This is a genomic window from Hydrogenophaga laconesensis (assembly GCF_031457235.1).
Classification (GTDB): domain Bacteria; phylum Pseudomonadota; class Gammaproteobacteria; order Burkholderiales; family Burkholderiaceae_C; genus Hydrogenophaga; species Hydrogenophaga laconesensis.
This window is the reverse complement of the sequence record NZ_JAVDWE010000001.1, coordinates 692,924-713,233: the sequence shown is the minus strand read 5'-3', so window position 1 is coordinate 713,233 and position 20,310 is coordinate 692,924. Positions and strand designations below refer to the sequence as shown.

Genomic DNA, 20,310 nt, shown 5'->3' with positions numbered 1-20,310 from the left:
CCGGAGGTACTAGGACGCCGAGGCGCTGAATTTGCCGGTCTGCAGCCAGGCGGCAATACCGGCTGCCAACTGGTCGCTGTTGCTCTCCATCATCATCATGTGGCCGTTGCCCTGGATGCCCCGGTCGCCCAGCGGAATGAATTCCGCGCGCGCCCCGATGTCGTTCAGCCAGTCGACGATGGGCTTGTCGATGGCGGCCGTGTGGTCCGCGTCGTTGGTGCCCATGATCAGGGCCACGCGCTTGCCCTTGTAGCCCGAGGGGTCGGTCACACGGGGCGCGCTGTTCTCATAGTTCACCCGCTCTAGCAGCAGGCGGGGCGGAATGACGGTCAGGCTGGCCAGGTAGCTGTCCAGGTGCTCGCGCGGGAAGCGCGTGCTGCTGCCGACCAGCTTCTTCGTGGCCCAGCCCGGTTCGGCAACGAAGGGCAGCTTGCGGCTGAGCTTGAGCACCGGAGCGCCGGGTGCCAAGCGGACTTCCACGTCGTCCGACGTGCTGGACAGGAACTCGGTCGGCGCGCTGACGTTGGCCGGCCCGCCAGGTGCGATTGCCACCAGGGAGACGATGCGGTCGCCGAAGAGTTCGAGCAGCTTCCAGCCGAAGGGGCCCGACATCGAATGCGTCATGACGATCGCCGGGCGGTCCAGCGTGGCCAGCACCTTGCCAAGGCCCTTCACGACCGTCTCGCCCGACAGGTCGTCGTAGGGGATGTAGCCGCTGCGACCGGTGCCTGCCCAGTCAGGGACCACCACCTGGTAGCCCTGGGCTGCGAAGAAGGGCGCCCAGCCCGGGCGGCCATCGGCGGTCGCCATGTAGCAGGAGCCGGTGTGCGCCCCGCCGTGGATCAGCACCATGGGCGGCTTGCGGGTCTTCGCGACCGGCTCCAGAACCTCGTAGTAGGTCGAAGGACCGGCCACAAAGCCGCTGCGCACCCGCACGGCGGCGTGGGGGGGCGTGCTGGCGCCGGAGGCGCCGGTGCTGGTGGCCGCGGCTAGGACGGCACCCATGCCAGCACTGGTGCGGAAGAACCTCCGGCGGGAGGCGGGGGGCGTGTTGTGCATCTTGTCTCCTGGTTCTCTGTGGCATTGGCATCGACTCTGGCAGTGCAGGACGGTCGCCGGAGCGTCTGGCGAGGACGGCCCAGCGCGGCCAGGCCATGCCGACCATTATTGTTAATCGACTAACAATATGAAAGCTGGGGCGAACCCTGTTGTGCGCTGTCCAGCCGCCGCGACAGCACCTGCACCTCCTCACTGAACGTGGGCGGAGCGACGCCCTGGCCCCAGACCTCGAGGAGCTGTGTTGCGTCGTCATGCCGCAGATGTCGATGGGCTCGAGGAGCGACCTGGCCGGCTACTCGCAGGAGAGATTTCCCGAGGCGATATGCGAGTTGCGCTTGGGGGCAGGCCGTACGGTGGATGGGCGCGGCGGAACCAGCGTTCCGCATGGCGCGGGCCCCTTTAGCATTCCGGCGGGCCGGGCGCTGGACAGGGTGGTCGCTCGACAGGCGAAGGAAGACCTGTGTTCATACGGATCGTGGCTGGAGAGCGCGTCGCATCTTGCCCGGTACACGAAAGCGCGCAATCCACGATGCCGACGACGAGCCTCTTGGCAACCTATCGAGCAACCATGGTCTCTAGCCGAGCTTCACGTTGACGTTCTTGAGCTGCGTGAACTCCAGCAGTTCCTCCTTGGACTCCTCCCTGCCGACGCCGGACTGCTTGTAGCCGCCGAACGGCGCGCCAGGGATGTGCACCGAACACTCGTTGACCCACACGTAGCCCGACTGGATCCGCTTGGCGGCGCGCAGGCCGGTGTTCAGGCTCGTGGTCCACACCGAGGCCGTCAGTCCGAGCTCCGTGCCATTGACCTCGACCAGCATCCGGTCCTCGTCGTCCCAGGAAAACACCGAGAGCACGGGGCCGAAGATCTCCTCGCGCGCGATCCGCATGTCGGGCCGCACGCCCGTGAAGATGGTCGGCTCGATGAACAGGCCGTCCTTCAGCTGCGCATCGCGCGCCGCGTGGCCGCCGGTCAGGAGCACGGCGCCCTCGTCGATGCCGGCCTGGATGTAGTGCAGCGCGCGGTCGTACTGGGCGCGGCTCGCCAGTGCGCCCATCGTCGTGTCCAGGTGGGTCGCGATGCCGGGCCGGTGTTTGCGCGCCAGTTCCTCGGCCATGCGCTGCATGAATTCATCGTGCAGGGAGCGGTGCACGTACAGGCGGCTCGTGGAGCCGCACGACTGCCCGCACCACGTGAAGTTCATGCCGCGCACGGCCCCCTCCACCGCGCTGCGCAGGTCCGCGTCGGGATAGATGACCATCGCGTTCTTGCCGCCCAGCTCCAGCAAGGTGCGCTTCATCGTGTCCGCGGCGGACCGCAGCACGGCCTTGCCGGCGCCGACGCTTCCGATAAGCGCGACGGCGGCCACATCCGGGTGCGCGGACAGCGCGGCACCCGTCTCGCGTCCGCCAGCGATGCAGTTCAGCACCCCCGGGGGGAACAGGCCGTCCAGGATCTCCATCAGCCGGATGGTCGACAGCGGCGCCTGTTCCGGCGGCTTGAGGATGACCGTGTTGCCCGCCGCGAGCGGCGCGGCGATCTTGCCTGCCGCGAACATGAACGGGTGGTTGAACGGGAAGATCCGTGCGACGGGGCCGAGCGGCTCCCTGAGCGTGTAGTTCAGCGCGCCGTTCGCGGTCGGGATGGTCTCGCCCTTGATCTCGAGCACCAGCCCCGCGAAATAGTCCAGCTGGGTGGCCGCGATCTCCGCGTCCATCTGCATGGCGCGCACGGGATTGCCGCAGTTGGCGGCGTCCAGCAGCGCCAGTTCCCGCGAATGCAGCCGCACGCGGCGCGCGGCCTCCCGCAGCAGCGCCGCGCGCTGCAGGGGCGGGGTCTCGGCCCAGGCCGGGAAGGCGGCCTTCGCCGAGGCGACCGCGGCGTCGACCTCCGCCGAACCCGCCGAGGTCACGTCGGCCAGACGCTCGCCCGTGGACGGGTTGAAGGTCGCGATCGCCTGGTCCGCTCCTTCATGCCAGCGGCCGTCCCAGAACAGCCCGCTCGACCGGGGCAGGACTCGCTGGACGTAGGGGCTCAGGTCGCCGCTGTCCGGCAGGACGATGGGGGCCGCTGTCATGGCTGGCCTCCTTCCTGGTCCTCATGGGAGCGGGTCATGCCGGAGGCCATCGCGGCGCTGTAGCCCGGCGTGACGTGCACGTCGACGACGACGGTCGCTCCATCGCGCACCGCAGCGACGGCGCGGGCCAGGACCTCGTCGAGCTCCGACGGGCTGTCCGTCGGTCCGAGGCCCTGCAGCCCGAGCCCGCGCGCGAGCGCGGCCAGATCGGGGTCCGGATCTCCGATGCGCTGCCCGATCCACCGGTTCTGCACCGGGCGGTCGCGATCGCGGGCCACCCGCTCCTGGTGCAGCTCGTCGTTGAAGAACGACCGGTTGTTGCAGACGATGGTAAGCAGGGGAACGCCAGCATTGGCGGCGGTCCACAGTGCTGTCATGCCCATCAGGTAGTCGCCGTCGCCGGTCATCAGCACGGGCAGTCGGTCGGTTCCACGCAGCGCCAGCGCGGCGCCGACGGCCATGCCCGGCCCGGAGCCGATGCCGGCGCCGCCGTCCATGCCCAGGTAGTCCAGCGGATCGCGGAAGTGGCCCATCTCGCCGCTCCAGCCCAGTGGCACACGGATCAGGGTGATGGGCTGCGTGCCCGCGGCCCGGCGCAGGGCGTCGGCGACCATCGCGATGCTGATCGTCCCGTCTTGCGGAACCGGGGGCATGGCCATCGGGCTCTTCGGGGCCTGGAGGGCCGAAGGGCGCTCGGTGCAGGCAGCGCAGAGAAGGGGCACGGCGACGTCCGGCTCCACCGGCATGAACACGTCCACCGGCGGCAGGCCCTGGTGGTCCATGCTCCAGCCCCGGTGGCTGTAGTGGTCGAGCGAGACCTGGATCACCTTGGCGCCGACGCTCTCGTTGCGCCACGCCTGCTGCAGCGTGCCGTTCAGGTCGTACCAGTCCAGGCTCAGCACGACGTCGGCGGCGCGCAGCGTGGCGGCCGCGTCCGGGGTCAGGAAGACGCCCGGCACGGCCGCGTGCAGCGGATGGTCGGTGGGGAACGATGCGCCGGCGCGCAGGTCCGTAAGGACCTGCGCATTCAGCTTCTCGGCCAGCTCGATGCGCTGGCGCCAGCCCTCGCTAGACCTGGAGACCCGCCCCATCAGAATGACCGGGCGGGCCGCGGAGGACAGCAGCGCTGCGGCTCTGGCCAGCTCATCGCTGCCCGGCACGGCGGGGGAGGGAACCTGGTAGCGGCTGACGTCCGGCAGCGCCGGGATCGCATCGATGCGCGTCTCCTGCAGCGAGACATCGAAGCACACGTAGGTGGGGCCGGCGGGTGCGGTCAGCGCGATCTGCTTGGCCCGCAGCAGCGCCTCGTACGACGCGGCGACGGAAGCCGGCTGCGCGTCCCACTTGCTGAAGTCGCGCACCAGCGCGCCCTGGTCCTGCGCGGTGTGCATCCAGTCGATCCAGGGGCGCCGCTTGGCCGCATCGACCGGGCCCGTCGCGCCCAGGACCAACACGGGCACGCGGTCCACCCAGGCGTTGAAGATCGCCATGGACGCGTGCATCAGGCCCACGTTGCTGTGAACGATCGCCGCCAGCGGCTTTCCGGCGACCTTCGCGTAGCCATGGGCGATCGCGACGGCATGCTCCTCATGGAGCACGACCAGCATCTGCGGGTCGATGTTGCCGAGGTGGTTCACCAGGCTGTCGTGCAGACCGCGGAAGCTCGACCCGGGGTTCAGGAGGACATAGGGGATGTCGAGCGCGCGGATCATCTCCGCGATGGCGTCGCTGGCCCACAGGCTGCCGGCGCCGGCGCCCGCTGCGGGAATGTCGCGGCGCAAAGGAATGGCTTGCTTCGAATTCAATGGGTGCTCCGCTCAATCGGCCTTGATGCCCGCGCTCTTGATGACGCTCGCCCACCGCGCGGTGTCCTTCTCGACGAGCTTGGTCATCTCCTGCGGCGTGCTCGGCCGCGTCTCGATACCCTGCTCGGCGAGCTTCTCCTTCACCTCGGGCTCGTTCAGGATCTTGGTGACATCGGCGTTGATCCGCTTGATGACCGCCGCAGGGGTCCCCGCGGGGGCCGCCAGGCCGAGCCAGATCTCGCTGTCGTACTGGGGCAGGCCGGCCTCGGCCATGGTCGGGACATCGGCCAGCAGGCTGGCGCGCCGGGTGCCACCCACGGCGAGCGCGCGCAGCTTCCCGGTGCGGATGTGCGGCAGCAGCGAGTTGATGGCACCGAACTGCAGATCGACCTGCCCGGCCAGCATGTCGGTGATGGCCGGCGCCGCGCCCTTGTAGGGGACGTGGGTGATGTCGGTGCCCGTCATCGCCTTGAAGAGCTCCGCGGACAGATGCTGCGGGCTGCCGGAGCCCGACGAGGCATAAGTGAGCTTGCCCGGAGTGGCCTTCGCGAGCGCCACGAGTTCCTTCACGGTCGTGGCCTTCACGTTCGAGTTCGCTACCAGCACGACCGGCACCGCGCCGAGTTGCGTGACCTGGGCGAAATCGCGCGCGACGGCGTACGGCGTCTTCGGCAACAGCACCGGATTGATGGACATGGTGTTGTTGTTGGTGATCAGCAGCTTGTAGCCGTCCGCAGGGGCCTTGGCCACGTGGTCGGTCCCGATGCTTCCGGCCGCGCCTGCCTTGTTGTCCACGATGACCGGCTGGTTCCAGATCTGGCTGAGCCGCTGGCCGATCACGCGGGCGATGACGTCGTTGCTCCCGCCGGGAGTGAAGGGCACGATGAGGGTGACCGGCTTGGTGGGATAGTTCTCTTGTGCGATGGCCGAGTGGCCGAAGCCTGCGGCGATCATGGCGGCGGCCGCGAGCAGCGAGCGCCGAGTGGGGCTTGATGGATTCTTCATGGTGTCTCCGGTTGCAGGCAACTACACGTGCCCTAAGAAGATCCCGATCCTAGGAACAAGGTTGATGTGCATCAAGCTTGAATGCGCGGTCAACCTATGAAGAAGCAACGCGGCGTGGCAGCCCGCGTGGCGAGCTAGGGTTCATCCCGAGGTTGATCGATGGTTCAACCGGCGCCGCCCGGTGGCCATCCTGTCCTCCAGGGTGCGCAGGGCTCTCGCGCCCGGAGGTGCGCTGTGCGCCCGCATGGCCAATGCGCTCGGCTTCCATCGTGCCTCGCGGGCATTGGTGAAGACGCCGCACTGTCCTGACAACCGGTCCGCATGTCCGTGTGCCGCTGCACGGTGACCACGGTCTCGCGCACCGGTGCAGCGGGCCGGCGATGGCCCGATAAGCAGCGCGTGGAACTTGGAAGAACGCCGCTGGCGGACGTGCCCGCGTGCCCGTGAACGGCGGGCAGAGGCCGGCGCGCGACTGGCTCGCTGGCCAGGCACCCCATCGGTTGTGAATCGACGTTGCACCGTCTTCGTTCGTCCATTGCTCCTTGCGGCGACAACGGGATTCGAACCCGACGGGATGCTGCGGAGTCCGGCGCGAGGCATTGATCATCCAATCAATCCGGGTTGGTTCCGATGCCGTGCGGGATGGTCTCTGCCAGTGTTTCGCGGCCACCAACGGGTCAGGCGTGAAAGCGTCGCACGCCCGCCACAGCCGGGCGTTCTGAATCCGGAAAATTTGATTAGGCGACTATCAAAAAGATTAGGCGTCTATCTATACTGAACGAGCCGGAGGAACCACGATGAACCCGCGAGTCATCGAACGATGTGGTCTTTGGCGGGCTGCGCGTGGAGCTTTCCCATGAGACGCCAGGCGCAATGTGAAGAAGAGGAATCGGGGCCAAGCCCCAAGTTCAACGAAGGAGACAACTATGAACGGAATGGCCAAGCATGCGGTTGCATGCGCCGCGCTGCTGTGCGTTTGCGGCGCAGCCAATGCCCAGAGCAGCGTGACCATGTATGGGCGGGTGGATGCCGGGATGGACTCGCCGAGATCGGGGGGCTCGAGTGTCAATCGGCTGGTATCGGGCGGAAGTGCGGGGAGCAACCTGGGTTTTCGCGGCGTGGAGGACTTGGGAGGAGGGCTTGCCGCCGTCTTCCGCCTCGAGATGGGCATCAACCTCGACGACGGCACGCTCGGCCAAGGCGGTCGCGCGTTCGGGCGCGAGGCGTCGGTCGGCCTGAGCGATGCGCGGTTCGGCACGCTGCAGATGGGCCGTATTCCCACTCCGTACTACATGGTCCAGAGCAGTGTGGACGCCTTCGTCTGGGAAGGCGCCGGCGGGCTGCTCGCGCTCACCAGAAACGTCAGCCCCACCACGCAGCGCCAGGTGCTGCCGATGGGGGTGTCGGCGCGGCAGGACAACGCGGTCAACTACGTGTCCCCGCGCTGGGGCGGCATCGAGTTCCGCGGCCAGTACTCCTTCGGCGAGAACTCGACGACGATCGGACGCGGGTACGGCGCATCCGCGCGCTACCAGGCCGGGGGCTTCGACCTCAATGCGGGCTTCCAGCGGCAGGAGGGGCCGGACGATGCTGCGGGCAAGGTCTCGGCGATGGTGGTTGGCGGCTCCTACGACGCCCGCTTCGCCAAGTTCTTCCTGGGCATGACGGTGGAGAAGAACTCCTGCGCGACCTGCACCGGGGCAATCGCCCGCATGCCCGGTGCTTCGACGAGCGAATTCCGGCTGACCAACCTCGGCGTGCGCGTGCCGTTCGGACAGTTCACGGCCGTTGCCCAGTTCACCCGCGTCAACGACCGGTCCGACTACACGGCGTTGACGGGCAACCGGGACGCGAACTGGATCTCGCTTGGCGGCGACTACGACCTGTCCAAGAGGACGCGCCTGTACTTCGGCGTGGGACAGATCAGCAACAAGAACGGGTCGCAGTACGTGCTGGGCACCGGCACTGCCCAGGCCCCGGCCATGCTGGTCGGCTCGTCCAGCGGCAGCTCCCGCAACATCTACATGGGGGTCCGTCACAACTTTTGATGGCGACCGGCGGCACGCCGCTGCGGCCCCGCGATGGGCCGCGGTGGCTGGGCGCCGGGATCCCCGCATTGTTATCTCCAAGGTTTGGTGCCGGGGCAACCCGGCGCCTTTTTTTGTGCACGGGCGCCTGCCCGGGGAAAGCGCCGAGAAGGTGGGCAAGGGCATCGTCTCCCGCGCGAGGTCGGGCCGACCGTCCCGCGCCCGAGGCGGTGGCCAAGGTGGCGCGCATTGGGGGCGGCACAAGGAGCCTGCTTGGAGCTGCGCCCCGGAGCGGCGGCGCCGCCTTGATCGGCTCGCGCGGTGGCCTGGTGAGCGCGCGCCGCGGCCGAGGGCCCGTCGCGTCGTCCGTGCAGTCACTGAACATGGACTCTCCCGGACCGCCGATCCCCGGGACCGTCGGATGCGCTGGCGCGTGCCGTTCGGCCGCGCCGCCCGGGCTTTGAGCGACGGCGGGCGCCTTCTCGCGCAGGACTGCACGTTGCGCTTCGGCCTAGTGCTCAGCGATGCGGATGCGCTCGCCCGCTGCCAGGCAAGCGCGGCGGGCAAGGGCAGGACCAGGATCTCCGGAGCGCCGAACCGGTCCGCGTTGATGTCGAGCACGAACTGCGCTTCGTGCAACCGTGCCTGCACCCAGCGGTGACCATGCTGGCGGTCGTCGCCCGCGCGCCGCGTGGCGTGAACGCCTGGCCCATGCCCCTGGAGGGCGACGCGTCCCTTTGTGGCCGGCCACCGCCGACGACGGCGGAGACCTCCGAAAGGCGCGGAGCATGGCGAATTCATTTCTTCGATACAGCGAATAGGCCAGCCTGCGTTGCCGGGCACGCACCGGCCCCCCAGAATTGACAGCGGTCAACAAATCGTCCGCGACAACGAATCGCGGATATCGACAACCGCCCAGGAGACACCCCATGAAAACCTTCCAGGTCGCCGCGGCCCTCGCCGTGTCGCTCATTTGCGCCGCCATTCCGGTGCACGCACAAGCACCAGCTTCCCGTGACTATCCCAGCCGGCCGATCCGGATGATCGTACCGTTCCCCGCCGGCGGTCCCACCGACCTGCTGGCCCGCGTCGTCGGGCAGCGTATGGGCGAGTTGATGCGCCAGCCGATCGTGGTGGACAACAAGCCGGGCGCCAACACCATCATTGGCGCCGATGCCGTCGCGAAGGCGGCGCCGGACGGCTACACGCTGCTGATGGCCATCGACAACACGCTGGTGATGAACCAGTACCTCTACGCCAAGCTGCCCTACGATCCCGTCCAGGATTTCGAGCCGATCGGCAAGGTGGCCACCACGCCCCTGGTGGTCATGACCCACCAGGCCGGACCCCAGTCCATGCAGGCGCTGCTCGCGCAGTCCAAGGCCGGCGCCGCCGCAATGAGCTATGGCTTCGGCACCTTCACGTCCCAGCTCTCCGGCGAGCTGCTCAAGCGCACGCTGGGCAAGGAGGTGGTCTCGGTGCCCTACAAGGGCAGCGCGGGCACGACCCAGAGCCTGCTGACCAAGGACGTCACGTTCACCATCGACGGCATCACGACCGCCATGCCCCATTTCGAGAAGGGCACGCTGCGGCCGCTCGCGCGCCTGAGCGCCAAGCCCATCCCCACGCTGCCCAACGTGCCATCGATGGCCGATGTGGGGATCAAGCTGCCCGACATCGACGTGTGGATGGCGTTGCTGGCGCCCAAGGGCACGCCCGCTGCGGTGGTGGACGAGCTCAACCGCGCGCTGACGCAAGCCCTCGCGTCCAAGGACGTGCAGGAGAAGCTCCTGGGCGCCGGGCTGCTGGCCGACGCCAGCTCGCCGCAGGCGCTGCGCAGCTTCATCGCCTCGGAGGCCGCGAGGTGGCGTCCCGTCATCGCGGAAGCCGGCATCAGGATCGATTGACATTCACGAAGGAGATTCACCATGACCACGAACAGCCCCAGCCACAGCTTCGCCCCGATCGTCAACAGCGCCGCGGAGTGGCGCGCGGAGATGGCGCGCCTGAACAAGCCGGGCCAGCCCAGCTTCTTCCACATCCGGACCCAGTTGCCGAAGCAGGGCCGCACCAACCAGGTCCTCGGCGCGTCGCGCTACATGAACGTGGTGCTCAAGACCTACGCGAGCGGTGGCGAGAACGAGATCCACGCGCATTCCAACGAGGACCACGTGTTCGTCATCCTGCAGGGCGGCGCGGTGTTCCACGGGCCGAATGGCGAGACGCGCGAGGCAGGCAGGAACGATTGCGTGCTGCTGCCGGCCGGCACCTTCTACTGGTTCCACGCCAAGGAAGACCGCGAGGAACTCGTCATGCTGCGCATCGGCGCGCACATCGACCCCGACAGCGACGTGCTCGCGCGCATCGACCTGGAGGGCAAGCCCTTCGATGGCTATTCCGAGAAGAACAAGGAAGTGCCCGTGGTGCTGCACGAGGATCGGATCTTCGAATGAGCGGCCCGTCGCCTGCAACGAGCGCGCGAGCTTCCGCGGAGATTCCGCTGTGCCAGCCTCCCGATCCCGCTCCCCGCAAGCCCAGGCTGATCTGCCCGCCGGGGACCGCGGATTGCCATGTGCATGTCTATGGCCCCGCCGACCGCTATCCCGTGGCCGCGACGCGCGCCTTCGATGTGCCCGACGCCTTGCCGGCGCGGCTGCGCGCGCTGCACGACACCCTGGGCGTCGAGCGCCTGGTGCTCGTGCAGCCCAGCGGCTATGGCACCGACAACCGGCGGCACCTGGAGGCGGTGGCCGAGCTGGGCCGGCCGGCGCGCGTCATCGTCGCGCTGCGGGCCGAGGTGCAGGATGCCGAACTGGACCGCCTGCACGAAGCCGGCGTGCGGGGAGTGCGCTACAACATCGGCCATGCAGGTGCCGTCCCGCTGGCCGAGATGCCCGCGCTGGCGGCGCGCATCGCCCGCCTGGGTTGGCATGTGCAGCTCCACGTCATGGATGACCAGGGCCGAGCTCCGCTGGCCGAGATGGAGCCCACCCTGCGCGAACTGCCCACCGACGTCGTGATCGACCACATGGGCTCGCTCAGGCCGGGAGACGGCGTGGGGCAGCCTGGCTTCCAGGCGCTGCTGAGGCTGGTGAACACGGGGCGGTGCTGGGTCAAGCTGTCCTGCGGCTACCGGATGTCGGCGCTGCCTCCGCCCTACGAGGACATGGTGCCCTACGTCCAGGCGCTGCTGGCCGCCCGGCCGGACCGCCTGGTATGGGCCAGCGACTGGCCGCACGTCTCGTTCAAGGGCGAGATGCCCAACACCACGGACCTGCTGGACCAGATGCTGACCTGGGTGCCCGACGGAGCACAGCGCCACCAGATCCTGGTGCGCAACCCCGAGCAGTTGTACGGGTTCTGAGCGGCCCGCCCCGGCGCCGCCGACCCCCTGCGATCAAAAGAAAGAGGAGACACCCATGCCCATGTTCCATCTGCTGCGCCGCGCGGCGCAGCGCGCCACGCTGCTCGTCCCGATGCTGCTGCTACCGGTCCTCCCCGCCGCTGCGCAGGCGCAGGCCGCGGCCAGCTTCCCCGCCAGGCCGGTGCGTCTGATCGTGCCCTTCCCGGCCGGTGGGCCCGCCGACGTGCTGGGCCGAGCGATCGCGCAACGCCTGTCCGAAAAGTGGCGCCAGCCCGTCGTCGTCGACAACAAGGGCGGGGCCAACACGCTGATCGCGGCGCAGGAGGCCGCCCGGGCCGCGCCCGACGGCTACACCTTGTTCATGCCCCTGGATTCGACCTACACGCTGAACCCGGCGCTGTATTCGCGGCTGCCCTACGATCCGATCAAGGACTTCGCGTCCATCTCGATCGTCGCCCGCCAGTCCCTGGTGCTCACCGCAACCGACCGGACACCCTTCAGGGCGGTGGCCGACCTGGTGGCTGCCGCCCGGGCCCAGCCCGGCAGCATCAACTACGGCTCCAGCACCACGTCCACACAGCTCGCAGGCGAGATGTTCACGCGGCAGAGCGGGATCAAGCTGGTCCAGGTGCCGTACCGCGGCGCCTCGGAGGTCGTCAAAGGAATGCTCTCGGGGGACGTCGAGGTCAGCTTCGACGGCATCGCCGCCAATGTCCCGCACATCCAGTCCGGGAAGATCCGTGCACTGGCCACGACGGGTCCGGTCCGCTCCGCGGCCTTGCCCGACGTGCCGACGCTGGCGGAGGCCGGGCTCAAGGGCTACGAACTGTTGATGTGGAATGCACTGTCCGCGCCCGCCGGCACGCCGCGGGCGATCATCGACAAGATCCACAAGGACGTTGTGGAGGTCGTGCAGCGCAAGGAAGTCAGGGACCAGCTCATGGTGTTCGGTCTGGAGACGGCGGGCACCACGCCCGAGGAGATGGACGAGACCATCCGGCGGGAGACCGCCAAGTACGCGCCCCTGATCAAGGAGCTCGGGCTCAAGCTGAACTGAAGGGCGCATCGGCATGACCGCCCCAGCACTCGACTACGGATCGGGCGGGCGCATCGGCGTGCTGCTGCCCTCCGTGAACCAGGCCGCCGAGCCGCAACTGCGCGCGATGCTTCCCGCCGACATCGCCATCGCGGTCACGCGGCTGAAGCTCGTGGACAGTTCGGAGGCGAGCCTGCTGGGCATGGCCCGGGATGTCGAGCCGGCGGCCGAGCTGCTCGCGGACGCGGGCGTCGACATCGTGGTGTTCCATTGCACCGCCGTGTCGACCTACAGCACCGAGCTGGAGGCGTCGATTCTCGCGCGCATCCAGTCCGCGACTGGGCTGCCCTGCGTGGCCACGTCGCAGGCCCTGGTGGCGGCGCTGCAGGCCCTGCCCGCGCGGCGCGTGGTGCTGCTCTCCCCGTACACGGCGGCCGTCAATGACCGGGAGGCGGCTTACTTCGCCGAGCATGGATTCGAGATCCTCGGCAACGCCGGCCTGGATTGCCGCACCGGCCGCGAGATGATGGCCATCGCGCCGCAGGCGTGGCATGCGTTCGCCACGCGCCATGCCCATGCGCGGGCGGACGCATACGTCCTCAGTTGCACCACCGTGCGGACGGCCGAGACCATCGAGGCCCTGGAGCGTTCCCTGGGACGGCCCGTCGTCACGAGCAACACGGCGGTGGCCTGGTACTGCATGCGCAAGCTTGGCGCGCTGCCGGGGGTTCCAGGCTACGGCCGCCTGCTGGCCCGCGCCGGAGCACCCTGACGCGGTCCGGGGCGCGGCCCGACCGCCGGAGGAGGGCGGGGTGAACCTCACAACCTCGCGCCTGGGCATTCCTGCCCTCGCACCGTGTGGAACCGGCAGCAGGGCGCCCGCAACACCGCGAAGGCGGGCTCGCGGACGCCAGGGGCCTTCGCGGTTCAGAAGGCTTCGGTGTCGACCTCGTTCGCGCTCTGCGCGCTGTAGCGCTGGCCGACCACGGTAAGTTCGTTGATCAGAACGTTCAGCCGCTCGATCACCGCGGCGTGCAGCCGCATGTTGGCGGCGCCCAGGTCGTCCAGCAGGTGTTCCACGCTCGTGGTGCCGGGAATGGGGACGATGTGGCCGCCCTGGTGCAGCAGCCAGGCCAGGGCCAGCTGTGCCGGGGTGCAGCCCGCGTCCCGCGCGATCCTGCGGTAGCCGTCCAGCAGCTTCAGGTTGGCCGCGTAGGCCTCGGGCGCGAAGCGCGGCATGGCGCGGCGGATGTCCTTCTCGTGGAGCGCACCCACGTCCACGAGTTCGCCGCAGAGGAAGCCGCGCGCCAGGGGACTGAAGGCAACGAAGGCCGCGCCCAGCTCGCGGCACGCGTCGAGCACCGCGATCTCCGGGTTGCGCGTCCACAGCGAGTACTCGGTCTGCACGGCGGCGACGGGGTGCACGGCGTGCGCGCGGTGCAATGTGGCGGCGGAGACCTCCGACAGGCCGATGGCCCGCACCTTGCCTGCCGCGACCAGCCGCGACAGCTCGCCCACCGAGTCCTCGATGGGCACCTGCTTGTCCCAGCGGTGCAGGTAGTACAGGTCGATCACGTCGGTGCCCAGGCGGCGCAGGCTGTCCTCGCAGTTGCTGCGCAGCGTGGCGGGGCGGCCGTCGATCACGCGGCGCGTCACGCCGTCCTCGCCCTTCACGCCGGCCATGCCGCCCTTGCTGCACAGGGTGATGCGCTGGCGATGGGGCCGGAGGACGCGGCCCACCAACTCCTCGTTGGCACCGAAGCCGTACAGCGCCGCCGTGTCGAACAGCGTCACGCCGGCATCCAGCGCCGCCAGCAGCACGCGCTCACCCGTGTCGGCGGAGACGGGCGCGCCGTAGGCGTGCGAGAGGTTCATGCAGCCCAGACCGATGGCGCTGACTTCGAATGGGCCGAGGGTGCGTGTCTGCATTGCGCTTCTCCCAGGAAGAACGCCCGCGGCGCTTGCCGTGCAGGCAGTGGAAACGATACAGTGCCAAATGGCGCGGACTCAGTTGAGTTGCCGTTCCAGGCCGTTCAGCACCTGGTAGCACGGCAGGACCTGTGCCACGCTGGCATTGGGCTCCCGGCCTTCCTTGATCGCGGCGAAGAACTCGCGGTCCTGCAGCTCGATGCCGTTCATGCTCACGTCGACCTGGCTCACGTCCACCGGCGTCTCGGGGCCCTTGCTGTGCGACTGCACCAGGTCGTCGTAGCGCGCGATGTAGGTGGCGGTGTCGCCGATGTAGCGGAAGAAGGTGCCCAGCGGGCCGTCGTTGTTGAACGAGAGGCTGAGCGTGCAGATGGCGCCGTTGGCTGCCTGCAGCTGGATGCTCATGTCCATCGCGATGCCCAGCTCCTTGTGAATCGGGCCCTGGATCGCGTTGGCCTTCACGATCGGGCTGCCGGCCTGGTAGGCGAACAGGTCCACGGTGTGGGCGGCGTGGTGCCACAGCAGGTGGTCGGTCCAGCTGCGCGGCTGGCCCAGCGCGTTCATGTTGGTGCGGCGGAAGAAGAACGTCTGCACATCCATCTGCTGGATATTGAACTCGCCCGCCTTGATCTTCTTGTGCACGTACTGGTGGCTGGGGTTGAAGCGGCGGGTGTGGCCGCACATGGCGACGAGGCCGGTCTGCTTCTGCAGGGCGGCGACCTTCTCGCCGTCGGCCAGCACGTCGCACAGCGGGATCTCGACCTGCACGTGCTTGCCGGCTTCCAGGCAGGCGATGGACTGGCTGGCATGCATCTGCGTGGGGGTGCAGAGGATCACCGCGTCCACTTCCTTGATGGCCAGGCTGTCTTCGAGCTTGGTGGTCACGTGCTGGATGCCATACTTGTCGGCCACTTCCCGGGTCTTGGCCAGGTCGCGGCTGACGAGGGAGACGACTTCGACACCGTCGATGTTCTTGATGCCGTCCAGGTGCTTGATGCCGAAGGCGCCGGCGCCGGCCAGGGCTACTTTGATGGTCATGGTGGGGGTCCTTTACGGGTTGATTCGAAATCAGCCAGCCTCAGGCGGGCTGATTCTCCAGGATCAGGTGGCCCACCGCGGTGTTGCTGGCGGGCACATGGAAGAAGCGGTACACCACCTTGGGCGCAGGTCCGCCAGCGACGTCGGCCATGGCGCCGCGGGCGATGAGCCACATCACCAGCTCGATGCCTTCGCTGCCGGCCTCGCGCACGTATTCGATGTGCGGCACCTTGGCCAGCTCGGCGGGCTCGGCGATGAGGCGGTCCAGGAACCGGTTGTCCCAGTCCTTGTTGATGAGGCCGGCGCGCGGGCCCTGCAGCTGGTGGCTCATGCCGCCCGTGCCCCAGATCTGCACGTTGAGGTCTTCGTCGAACGACTCGATGGCCTTGCGGATCGCCTTGCCCAGCTGGAAGCAGCGGTTGCCCGAGGGCACGGGGTACTGCACCACGTTGACGGCGAACGGGATGACCTTGCAGGGCCAGCGATAGTCGGACTGGGGGGGCTGACCGAACATCAGCGACAGCGGCACGGTGAGGCCGTGGTCCACGTCCATCTTGTTGACGATGGTGAGGTCGAAGTCGTCCTGGATGACGGACTGCGCGATGTGCGCCGCCAGCGCCGGATGGCCGTGGACGGCGGGCACAGGGCGCGGGCCCCAGCCTTCGTCGGCGGGCTGGTACTCGGCGGCCGTACCGATGGCGAAGGTCGGGATCATGTCCAGGCTGAACGCGGTGGCGTGGTCGTTGAAGACCAGGAACACCACGTCGGGCTTCTGGGCCTTTTCCCATTCCTTGGAGAAGTCGTAGCCCGCGAACAGCGGCTGCCAGTACGGTTCCTGGGTCTTGCCCAGATCGATGGCGGCGCCGATGGCGGGCACGTGGGAGGTGTAGACGGATGCGGTGATCTTGGCCATGTCAGTTGCTGCCCGTGGTTTTATGGCCGGCCTTGCCTTGGGGTTGGTGTTGCGGCTGGGCGTCGCCGTCCTCGCCGAGAAAACGGTTGCCCTCCGGGGAGCGGCCGCCACCGACCATCATGTTGCGGTATTCCTCCTCGGTCATGCCGGTCATGCTGCCGGCCATCTGCTGGAAGCTCTTGCCGTCGGTGGCGCCGATCTTGGCCAGGAAGTAGATGTTGCCGCCCGTGCGCATGCACCAGTTGAGGTCGCGGGCCAGCACGGCCTGCTTCTGTTCCTCGGTCATGGCCCATTCGTCGAGGTAGGCGCGCTCGTCGGCCTTGAAGCGCTCGCGGTTCTCTGCCTTCATCAGCGACATGCAGAACTGGTTGAGCCAGTAGCCTTTGCGGGACTGCTCGGCATCGAAGATGATGGTGCCGGGCACGTCGAGGTAGGGTTTGTCGAGGGACATGGCGCGCTCTCCTTACTTCGCCTCTTCGGGCCAATACAGGCGCATGGGGTTGTCCACGAGCAGCTTCTTTTGCAGCTCGGCCGTGGGCGCGATGTGGGGGATGAAGTCCACCAGCAGGCCGTCGTCGGGCATGTGGTCCTTGAGGTTGGGGTGCGGCCAGTCGGTGCCCCAGAGCACGCGGTCGGGGAACTCCTCCACCACCTTTCGCGCGAACGGCACCACGTCCTGGTAGGCCGCCTGCTCGCCGTTGAGCGCCTTCGGCCCGGTGACCGACAGGCGCTCGGGGCAACTGACCTTGCTCCACACGTTGGGGTGCTGGCGCATGAACTTCAGGAACAGCTCGAACTCGGGCCCATCGATGGGCTTGGTCACGTCGGGCCGGCCCATGTGGTCCACCACCACGGTGGTAGGCAAGGCCGTGAAGAAATCCCACAGCTCGGGCAGGTCCACCGCCTCGAAGTAGATCACCACATGCCAGCCGAGCTTGGCGATGCGGCCGGCGATCTCCAGCAGCTCGTCCTTGGGCGTGAAGTCCACCAGGCGCTTGACGAAGTTGAAGCGCACGCCGCGCACACCGGCGGCGTGCAGGGCCTGCAATTCTTCATCGGTCACCGAGCGCTTGACCGTGGCCACGCCGCGCGCCTTGCCACCGCTGGACAGGCAGGCATCGACCATGGCGCGGTTGTCGGCGCCGTGGCAGGTGGCCTGCACCACCACGTTGCGGGCAAAGCCCAGGTGGTCGCGCAGCGCGTACAGCTCGTGCTTCGAGGCATCGCAGGGCGTGTACTTGCGCTCGGGCGCGTAGGGGAACTCCGCGCCCGGGCCGAACACGTGGCAGTGCGCGTCCACGCTGCCGGGCGGCACCTGGAAGCGGGGCTTGCTGGGTCCGGCGTACCAGTCGAGCCAGCCTGGGGTTTTCGTGAAAGTGCTCATGCGGTGGGTTCCTTGAGAGATTGCAACAGGCGGTCGGCCTCGGCGCGCCAGTCGGCGGCGCGCGCGAATCCCGGAGCGCCGCGTTCGCCGAACGACCCGGCGTCCGCGCGGTCCGCCATCCAGGCCTGGCGCTCGGCTGTGCCCTGCGCGGAGAAGGCGGGCATGCCCGCTTCGCGCACCGTGTTCGCGGACTCGTGCATCTCCTCGCTGCGGCGGCGGCCATGCTCGATCACGCGCTGGAAGAAATAGGCGCCCTGCTTCTCCCAGTCGATGCCGGGAAAGGTCTCCTGGAGCGAGGCGATGACCGCGTCCTCCACGCCGTAGTGCCGCGCGGCCGTGAAGCTCTCGATCACCATCGCCTCCAGGCCCTTGACCATCACGCTGCGGCACATCTTGGTGGCCGAGGCCACGCCCAGCCGGTCGCTGACGACCTTGGCGACGAAGCCCAGCGGCGCGATGGCCTCGGCCAGCGCCCTGGCCGAGGCGCCGCCCAGCAGCAGCGGGACCTTGATGCGGTAAGGTGGAATGCTGGTCATCACCGCGCCTTCGACGTACCGGGCACCGGCCGCATCAATCAGCGCGCCGGCCGCCTGCTTGGCACCCGGGGAGGCCGAGTTGAAGTCCAGATAGAAGGCTTCCTTGCGCACCTGCGGAGCGCACGCCCGGGCCACGTCCAGCGTCTGGCTGGCGGTGACGGCGCTGATCACGAAGTCGGCAGTGGCCGCGAGCCGGGCGTGGCTGTCGAGCAACTCGACGCCATGGGCCCGCGCGTGCTCCAACAAGGGCCGTTGTAGCGCACCGCCGAGCTTGCGGTCGTAGGCCGAGACGCGCAGCCCCTGGGCGCGCAGGTCCTCGCAGAGAATGCGGCCGACCTCGCCGTAGCCGACGAGGCCGATGTGCCAGTCCTGCGCCGATGCGGGGATGGGCATGGCGTAGGTCCTCAGTCGATGTAGCGCAGCCCGGCCTTTTCGAGCCCGGGGCGCATGTTGTACATATCCAGGCCGAGCACGCCCGAGGCGAGCTTGGCGCGTTTCTCGCCCTCGAAGCTCTCGCGCTTGCGCGCGGCCTCGAGCGTCTCGGCGGCGCGCGCGGCGGGCACGCAGACCACGCCATCGTCGTCGGCCACGATCACGTCGCCCGGCGTGACCCACATGCCGGCGCACACCACCGGGATGTTGACCGAGCCCAGCGTGGCCTTGATCGTGCCCTTGCTGGAAATGGCGCGGCTCCACACGGGGAAATTCATCTCCTGCAGGGTCTTCACGTCGCGCACGCCGGCGTCGATGATGAGCGCCCGCGCACCGCGCGCCTGGAACGAGGTGGCCAGCAGGTCGCCGAAATAGCCATCGGTGCATTCGGAGGTGACGGCCGCCACCACCACGTCGCCGGGCTGGATCTGCTCGGCCGCCACGTGCATCATCCAGTTGTCGCCGGGCTGCAGCAGCACGGTGACGGCTGTGCCGCTGACCTGCTGGCCGCCGTAGATGGGGCGCATGTAGGGCTTGAGCAGGCCCACGCGGCCCATGGCCTCGTGCACGGTAGCCGAGCCGAGGGCAGCCAGGCCGTCAGCGGCTGCGCGATCGGCGCGGGTGATGTTGCGGTAGACAACGCCTAATTCGTACATGTCAGAGCCCCTTTGCCTTCAGTCGTGAATCGAGTCGGGAGAACACGCGGCGCACATTGCCTTCGTAGATCTGGTGCTTGTCGTCGCCGCTCAGGATCTTCGACGCTTCGATGTAGCGCTTGGTGTCGTCGTAGTAGTGGCCGGTGGTGGGGTCGATGCCGCGCACCGCGCCGATCATTTCGGAGGCGAACAGCACGTTCTTCACCGGGATCACGGTGTTCAGCAGGTCGATGCCCGGCTGGTGGTACACGCAGGTGTCGAAGAAGATGTTGTTCAGCAGGTGGTCTTCGAGCAGGGGCTTCTTCATCTCCTGCGCCAGGCCGCGGAAACGGCCCCAGTGGTAGGGCACGGCACCGCCGCCGTGCGGGATCAGGAACTTGAGCGTGGGGAAGTCCTTGAACAGGTCGCCCTGGATGCACTGCATGAAGGCCGTGGTGTCGGCGTTCAGGTAGTGCGCGCCCGTGGTGTGGAAGCACGCGTTGCAGCTGGTGCTCACGTGGATCATGGCGGGCAGGTCGTACTCCACCATCTTCTCGTAGATGGGGTACCAGTGGCGGTCGGTCAGCGGCGGGCTGGTCCAGTGGCCGCCCGAGGGGTCGGGGTTGAGGTTGATGCCCACCGCGCCGTATTCCTTGACGCACTTCTCCAGCTCGGGGATGCAGGTCGCGGGGTCCACCCCGGGGCTTTGCGGCAGCATGGCCACGGGCACGAAGTTGTCGGGGAACAGGGTGGAGACGCGGTGGCACAGCTCGTTGCAGATGGCCGCCCAGGTGCTGGAGACATTGAAGTCGCCGATGTGGTGGGCCATGAAACTGGCGCGCGGCGAGAACAGCGTGATGTCGCTGCCGCGCTCCTTCATCAGGCGCAGCTGGTTGGTCTCGATGGACTCGCGCAGCTCGTCGTCGCTGATCTGCAAATCGGCGACCTTGGGCATGGCGGCCGGGTCCTTGATGCCGGCGATCTGCTGGTTGCGCCAGTTCTCCAGCGCCTTGGGTGCCGTGGTGTAGTGGCCATGGCAGTCGATGATGAGGCTCATTGCGTTGTGCTC

General features: G+C 68.2%; 18 protein-coding genes. 6 read left to right on the top strand and 12 right to left on the bottom strand.

Features of this window, described 5'->3' with window-relative positions:
• Nucleotides 1–9: 9 nt before the first annotated feature.
• From J2X09_RS03435 to J2X09_RS03420, 4 genes are all read right to left on the bottom strand, one after another.
• On the bottom strand, nt 10–1,059 hold the full coding sequence (locus J2X09_RS03435; RefSeq protein ID WP_199227645.1) for an alpha/beta fold hydrolase: 1,050 nt from the start codon (nt 1,057–1,059) through the stop codon (nt 10–12).
• Nucleotides 1,060–1,634: 575 nt separating this feature from the next.
• Nucleotides 1,635–3,137, bottom strand: coding sequence for an aldehyde dehydrogenase family protein (locus J2X09_RS03430; RefSeq protein WP_017404458.1), 1,503 nt, complete (start codon nt 3,135–3,137; stop codon nt 1,635–1,637).
• On the bottom strand, nt 3,134–4,942 hold the full coding sequence (locus tag J2X09_RS03425) for a thiamine pyrophosphate-binding protein (protein ID WP_059400360.1): 1,809 nt from the start codon (nt 4,940–4,942) through the stop codon (nt 3,134–3,136). The genes J2X09_RS03430 and J2X09_RS03425 overlap by 4 nt, the downstream gene beginning before the upstream one ends.
• A gap of 12 nt (nt 4,943–4,954) precedes the next feature.
• Entirely contained in the window at nt 4,955–5,947 is a 993-nt protein-coding gene (locus J2X09_RS03420) for a Bug family tripartite tricarboxylate transporter substrate binding protein (protein ID WP_026062146.1), read from the bottom strand.
• A 926-nt stretch (nt 5,948–6,873) separates the two neighbouring features.
• On the opposite strand from J2X09_RS03420, the gene J2X09_RS03415 reads away from it, so the two are divergent.
• The 6 genes from J2X09_RS03415 (at nt 6,874) to J2X09_RS03390 (ending at nt 13,146) form a co-directional block, all read left to right on the top strand.
• The gene (locus J2X09_RS03415; protein WP_026062147.1) at nt 6,874–7,995 is read left to right on the top strand and encodes a porin; all 1,122 of its coding nucleotides are present in this window, start codon (nt 6,874–6,876) and stop codon (nt 7,993–7,995) included.
• Nucleotides 7,996–8,903: 908 nt separating this feature from the next.
• A complete protein-coding gene (locus J2X09_RS03410; RefSeq protein WP_059400362.1) occupies nt 8,904–9,881 on the top strand; it encodes a Bug family tripartite tricarboxylate transporter substrate binding protein in 978 nt (325 codons plus the stop codon).
• A 21-nt stretch (nt 9,882–9,902) separates the two neighbouring features.
• Nucleotides 9,903–10,427, top strand: coding sequence for a cupin domain-containing protein (locus J2X09_RS03405; RefSeq protein ID WP_017404464.1), 525 nt, complete (start codon nt 9,903–9,905; stop codon nt 10,425–10,427).
• 119 nt (nt 10,428–10,546) lie between these two features.
• Nucleotides 10,547–11,338 (top strand): amidohydrolase family protein, encoded by a 792-nt coding sequence (locus J2X09_RS03400; RefSeq protein WP_017404465.1) that lies wholly within the window; start codon nt 10,547–10,549, stop codon nt 11,336–11,338.
• A 55-nt stretch (nt 11,339–11,393) separates the two neighbouring features.
• The gene (locus tag J2X09_RS03395) at nt 11,394–12,395 is read left to right on the top strand and encodes a Bug family tripartite tricarboxylate transporter substrate binding protein (protein WP_017404466.1); all 1,002 of its coding nucleotides are present in this window, start codon (nt 11,394–11,396) and stop codon (nt 12,393–12,395) included.
• A 13-nt stretch (nt 12,396–12,408) separates the two neighbouring features.
• Entirely contained in the window at nt 12,409–13,146 is a 738-nt protein-coding gene (locus J2X09_RS03390; protein WP_017404467.1) for a maleate cis-trans isomerase family protein, read from the top strand.
• 155 nt (nt 13,147–13,301) lie between these two features.
• On the opposite strand, the gene J2X09_RS03385 is transcribed toward J2X09_RS03390, so the two are convergent.
• The 8 genes from J2X09_RS03385 to J2X09_RS03350 form a co-directional block, all read right to left on the bottom strand.
• The gene (locus J2X09_RS03385) at nt 13,302–14,303 is read right to left on the bottom strand and encodes an aldo/keto reductase (protein WP_017404468.1); all 1,002 of its coding nucleotides are present in this window, start codon (nt 14,301–14,303) and stop codon (nt 13,302–13,304) included.
• A gap of 78 nt (nt 14,304–14,381) precedes the next feature.
• Nucleotides 14,382–15,341, bottom strand: a complete 960-nt coding sequence (locus J2X09_RS03380) for a Gfo/Idh/MocA family oxidoreductase (RefSeq protein WP_059400363.1) — start codon at nt 15,339–15,341, stop codon at nt 14,382–14,384.
• A gap of 40 nt (nt 15,342–15,381) precedes the next feature.
• A complete protein-coding gene (locus J2X09_RS03375; RefSeq protein ID WP_059400364.1) occupies nt 15,382–16,254 on the bottom strand; it encodes a class III extradiol dioxygenase subunit beta in 873 nt (290 codons plus the stop codon).
• 1 nt (nt 16,255) lies between these two features.
• On the bottom strand, nt 16,256–16,705 hold the full coding sequence (ligA, locus tag J2X09_RS03370) for a protocatechuate 4,5-dioxygenase subunit alpha (RefSeq protein WP_059400365.1): 450 nt from the start codon (nt 16,703–16,705) through the stop codon (nt 16,256–16,258).
• A 12-nt stretch (nt 16,706–16,717) separates the two neighbouring features.
• A complete protein-coding gene (locus tag J2X09_RS03365) occupies nt 16,718–17,638 on the bottom strand; it encodes an amidohydrolase family protein (protein ID WP_059400366.1) in 921 nt (306 codons plus the stop codon).
• Complete coding sequence (locus tag J2X09_RS03360) at nt 17,635–18,567, bottom strand: DUF1932 domain-containing protein (protein WP_017407889.1); 933 nt, start codon at nt 18,565–18,567, stop codon at nt 17,635–17,637. The genes J2X09_RS03365 and J2X09_RS03360 overlap by 4 nt, the downstream gene beginning before the upstream one ends.
• Before the next feature lie 11 nt (nt 18,568–18,578).
• Nucleotides 18,579–19,262: a 4-carboxy-4-hydroxy-2-oxoadipate aldolase/oxaloacetate decarboxylase gene (ligK, locus tag J2X09_RS03355; protein WP_059400367.1), complete on the bottom strand. Its 684-nt coding sequence runs from the start codon at nt 19,260–19,262 to the stop codon at nt 18,579–18,581.
• Nucleotide 19,263: 1 nt separating this feature from the next.
• On the bottom strand, nt 19,264–20,298 hold the full coding sequence (locus tag J2X09_RS03350) for an amidohydrolase family protein (protein ID WP_059400368.1): 1,035 nt from the start codon (nt 20,296–20,298) through the stop codon (nt 19,264–19,266).
• Between the last annotated feature and the right edge of the window lie 12 nt (nt 20,299–20,310).

Excerpts from the sequence above, each read along its gene's own strand:
- J2X09_RS03430 (WP_017404458.1), bottom strand. The coding sequence starts at position 3,137 with ATGACAGCGGCCCCCATCGTCCTGCCGGACAGCGGCGACCTGAGCCCC.
- J2X09_RS03380 (WP_059400363.1), bottom strand. The coding sequence starts at position 15,341 with ATGACCATCAAAGTAGCCCTGGCCGGCGCCGGCGCCTTCGGCATCAAG.
- J2X09_RS03360 (WP_017407889.1), bottom strand. The coding sequence starts at position 18,567 with ATGCCCATCCCCGCATCGGCGCAGGACTGGCACATCGGCCTCGTCGGC.
- J2X09_RS03415 (WP_026062147.1), top strand. The coding sequence starts at position 6,874 with ATGAACGGAATGGCCAAGCATGCGGTTGCATGCGCCGCGCTGCTGTGC.
- J2X09_RS03420 (WP_026062146.1), bottom strand. The coding sequence starts at position 5,947 with ATGAAGAATCCATCAAGCCCCACTCGGCGCTCGCTGCTCGCGGCCGCC.
- ligA (WP_059400365.1), bottom strand. The coding sequence starts at position 16,705 with ATGTCCCTCGACAAACCCTACCTCGACGTGCCCGGCACCATCATCTTC.
- J2X09_RS03435 (WP_199227645.1), bottom strand. The coding sequence starts at position 1,059 with ATGCACAACACGCCCCCCGCCTCCCGCCGGAGGTTCTTCCGCACCAGT.
- J2X09_RS03395 (WP_017404466.1), top strand. The coding sequence starts at position 11,394 with ATGCCCATGTTCCATCTGCTGCGCCGCGCGGCGCAGCGCGCCACGCTG.
- ligK (WP_059400367.1), bottom strand. The coding sequence starts at position 19,262 with ATGTACGAATTAGGCGTTGTCTACCGCAACATCACCCGCGCCGATCGC.
- J2X09_RS03375 (WP_059400364.1), bottom strand. The coding sequence starts at position 16,254 with ATGGCCAAGATCACCGCATCCGTCTACACCTCCCACGTGCCCGCCATC.
- J2X09_RS03390 (WP_017404467.1), top strand. The coding sequence starts at position 12,409 with ATGACCGCCCCAGCACTCGACTACGGATCGGGCGGGCGCATCGGCGTG.
- J2X09_RS03365 (WP_059400366.1), bottom strand. The coding sequence starts at position 17,638 with ATGAGCACTTTCACGAAAACCCCAGGCTGGCTCGACTGGTACGCCGGA.
- J2X09_RS03385 (WP_017404468.1), bottom strand. The coding sequence starts at position 14,303 with ATGCAGACACGCACCCTCGGCCCATTCGAAGTCAGCGCCATCGGTCTG.
- J2X09_RS03405 (WP_017404464.1), top strand. The coding sequence starts at position 9,903 with ATGACCACGAACAGCCCCAGCCACAGCTTCGCCCCGATCGTCAACAGC.
- J2X09_RS03410 (WP_059400362.1), top strand. The coding sequence starts at position 8,904 with ATGAAAACCTTCCAGGTCGCCGCGGCCCTCGCCGTGTCGCTCATTTGC.
- J2X09_RS03350 (WP_059400368.1), bottom strand. The coding sequence starts at position 20,298 with ATGAGCCTCATCATCGACTGCCATGGCCACTACACCACGGCACCCAAG.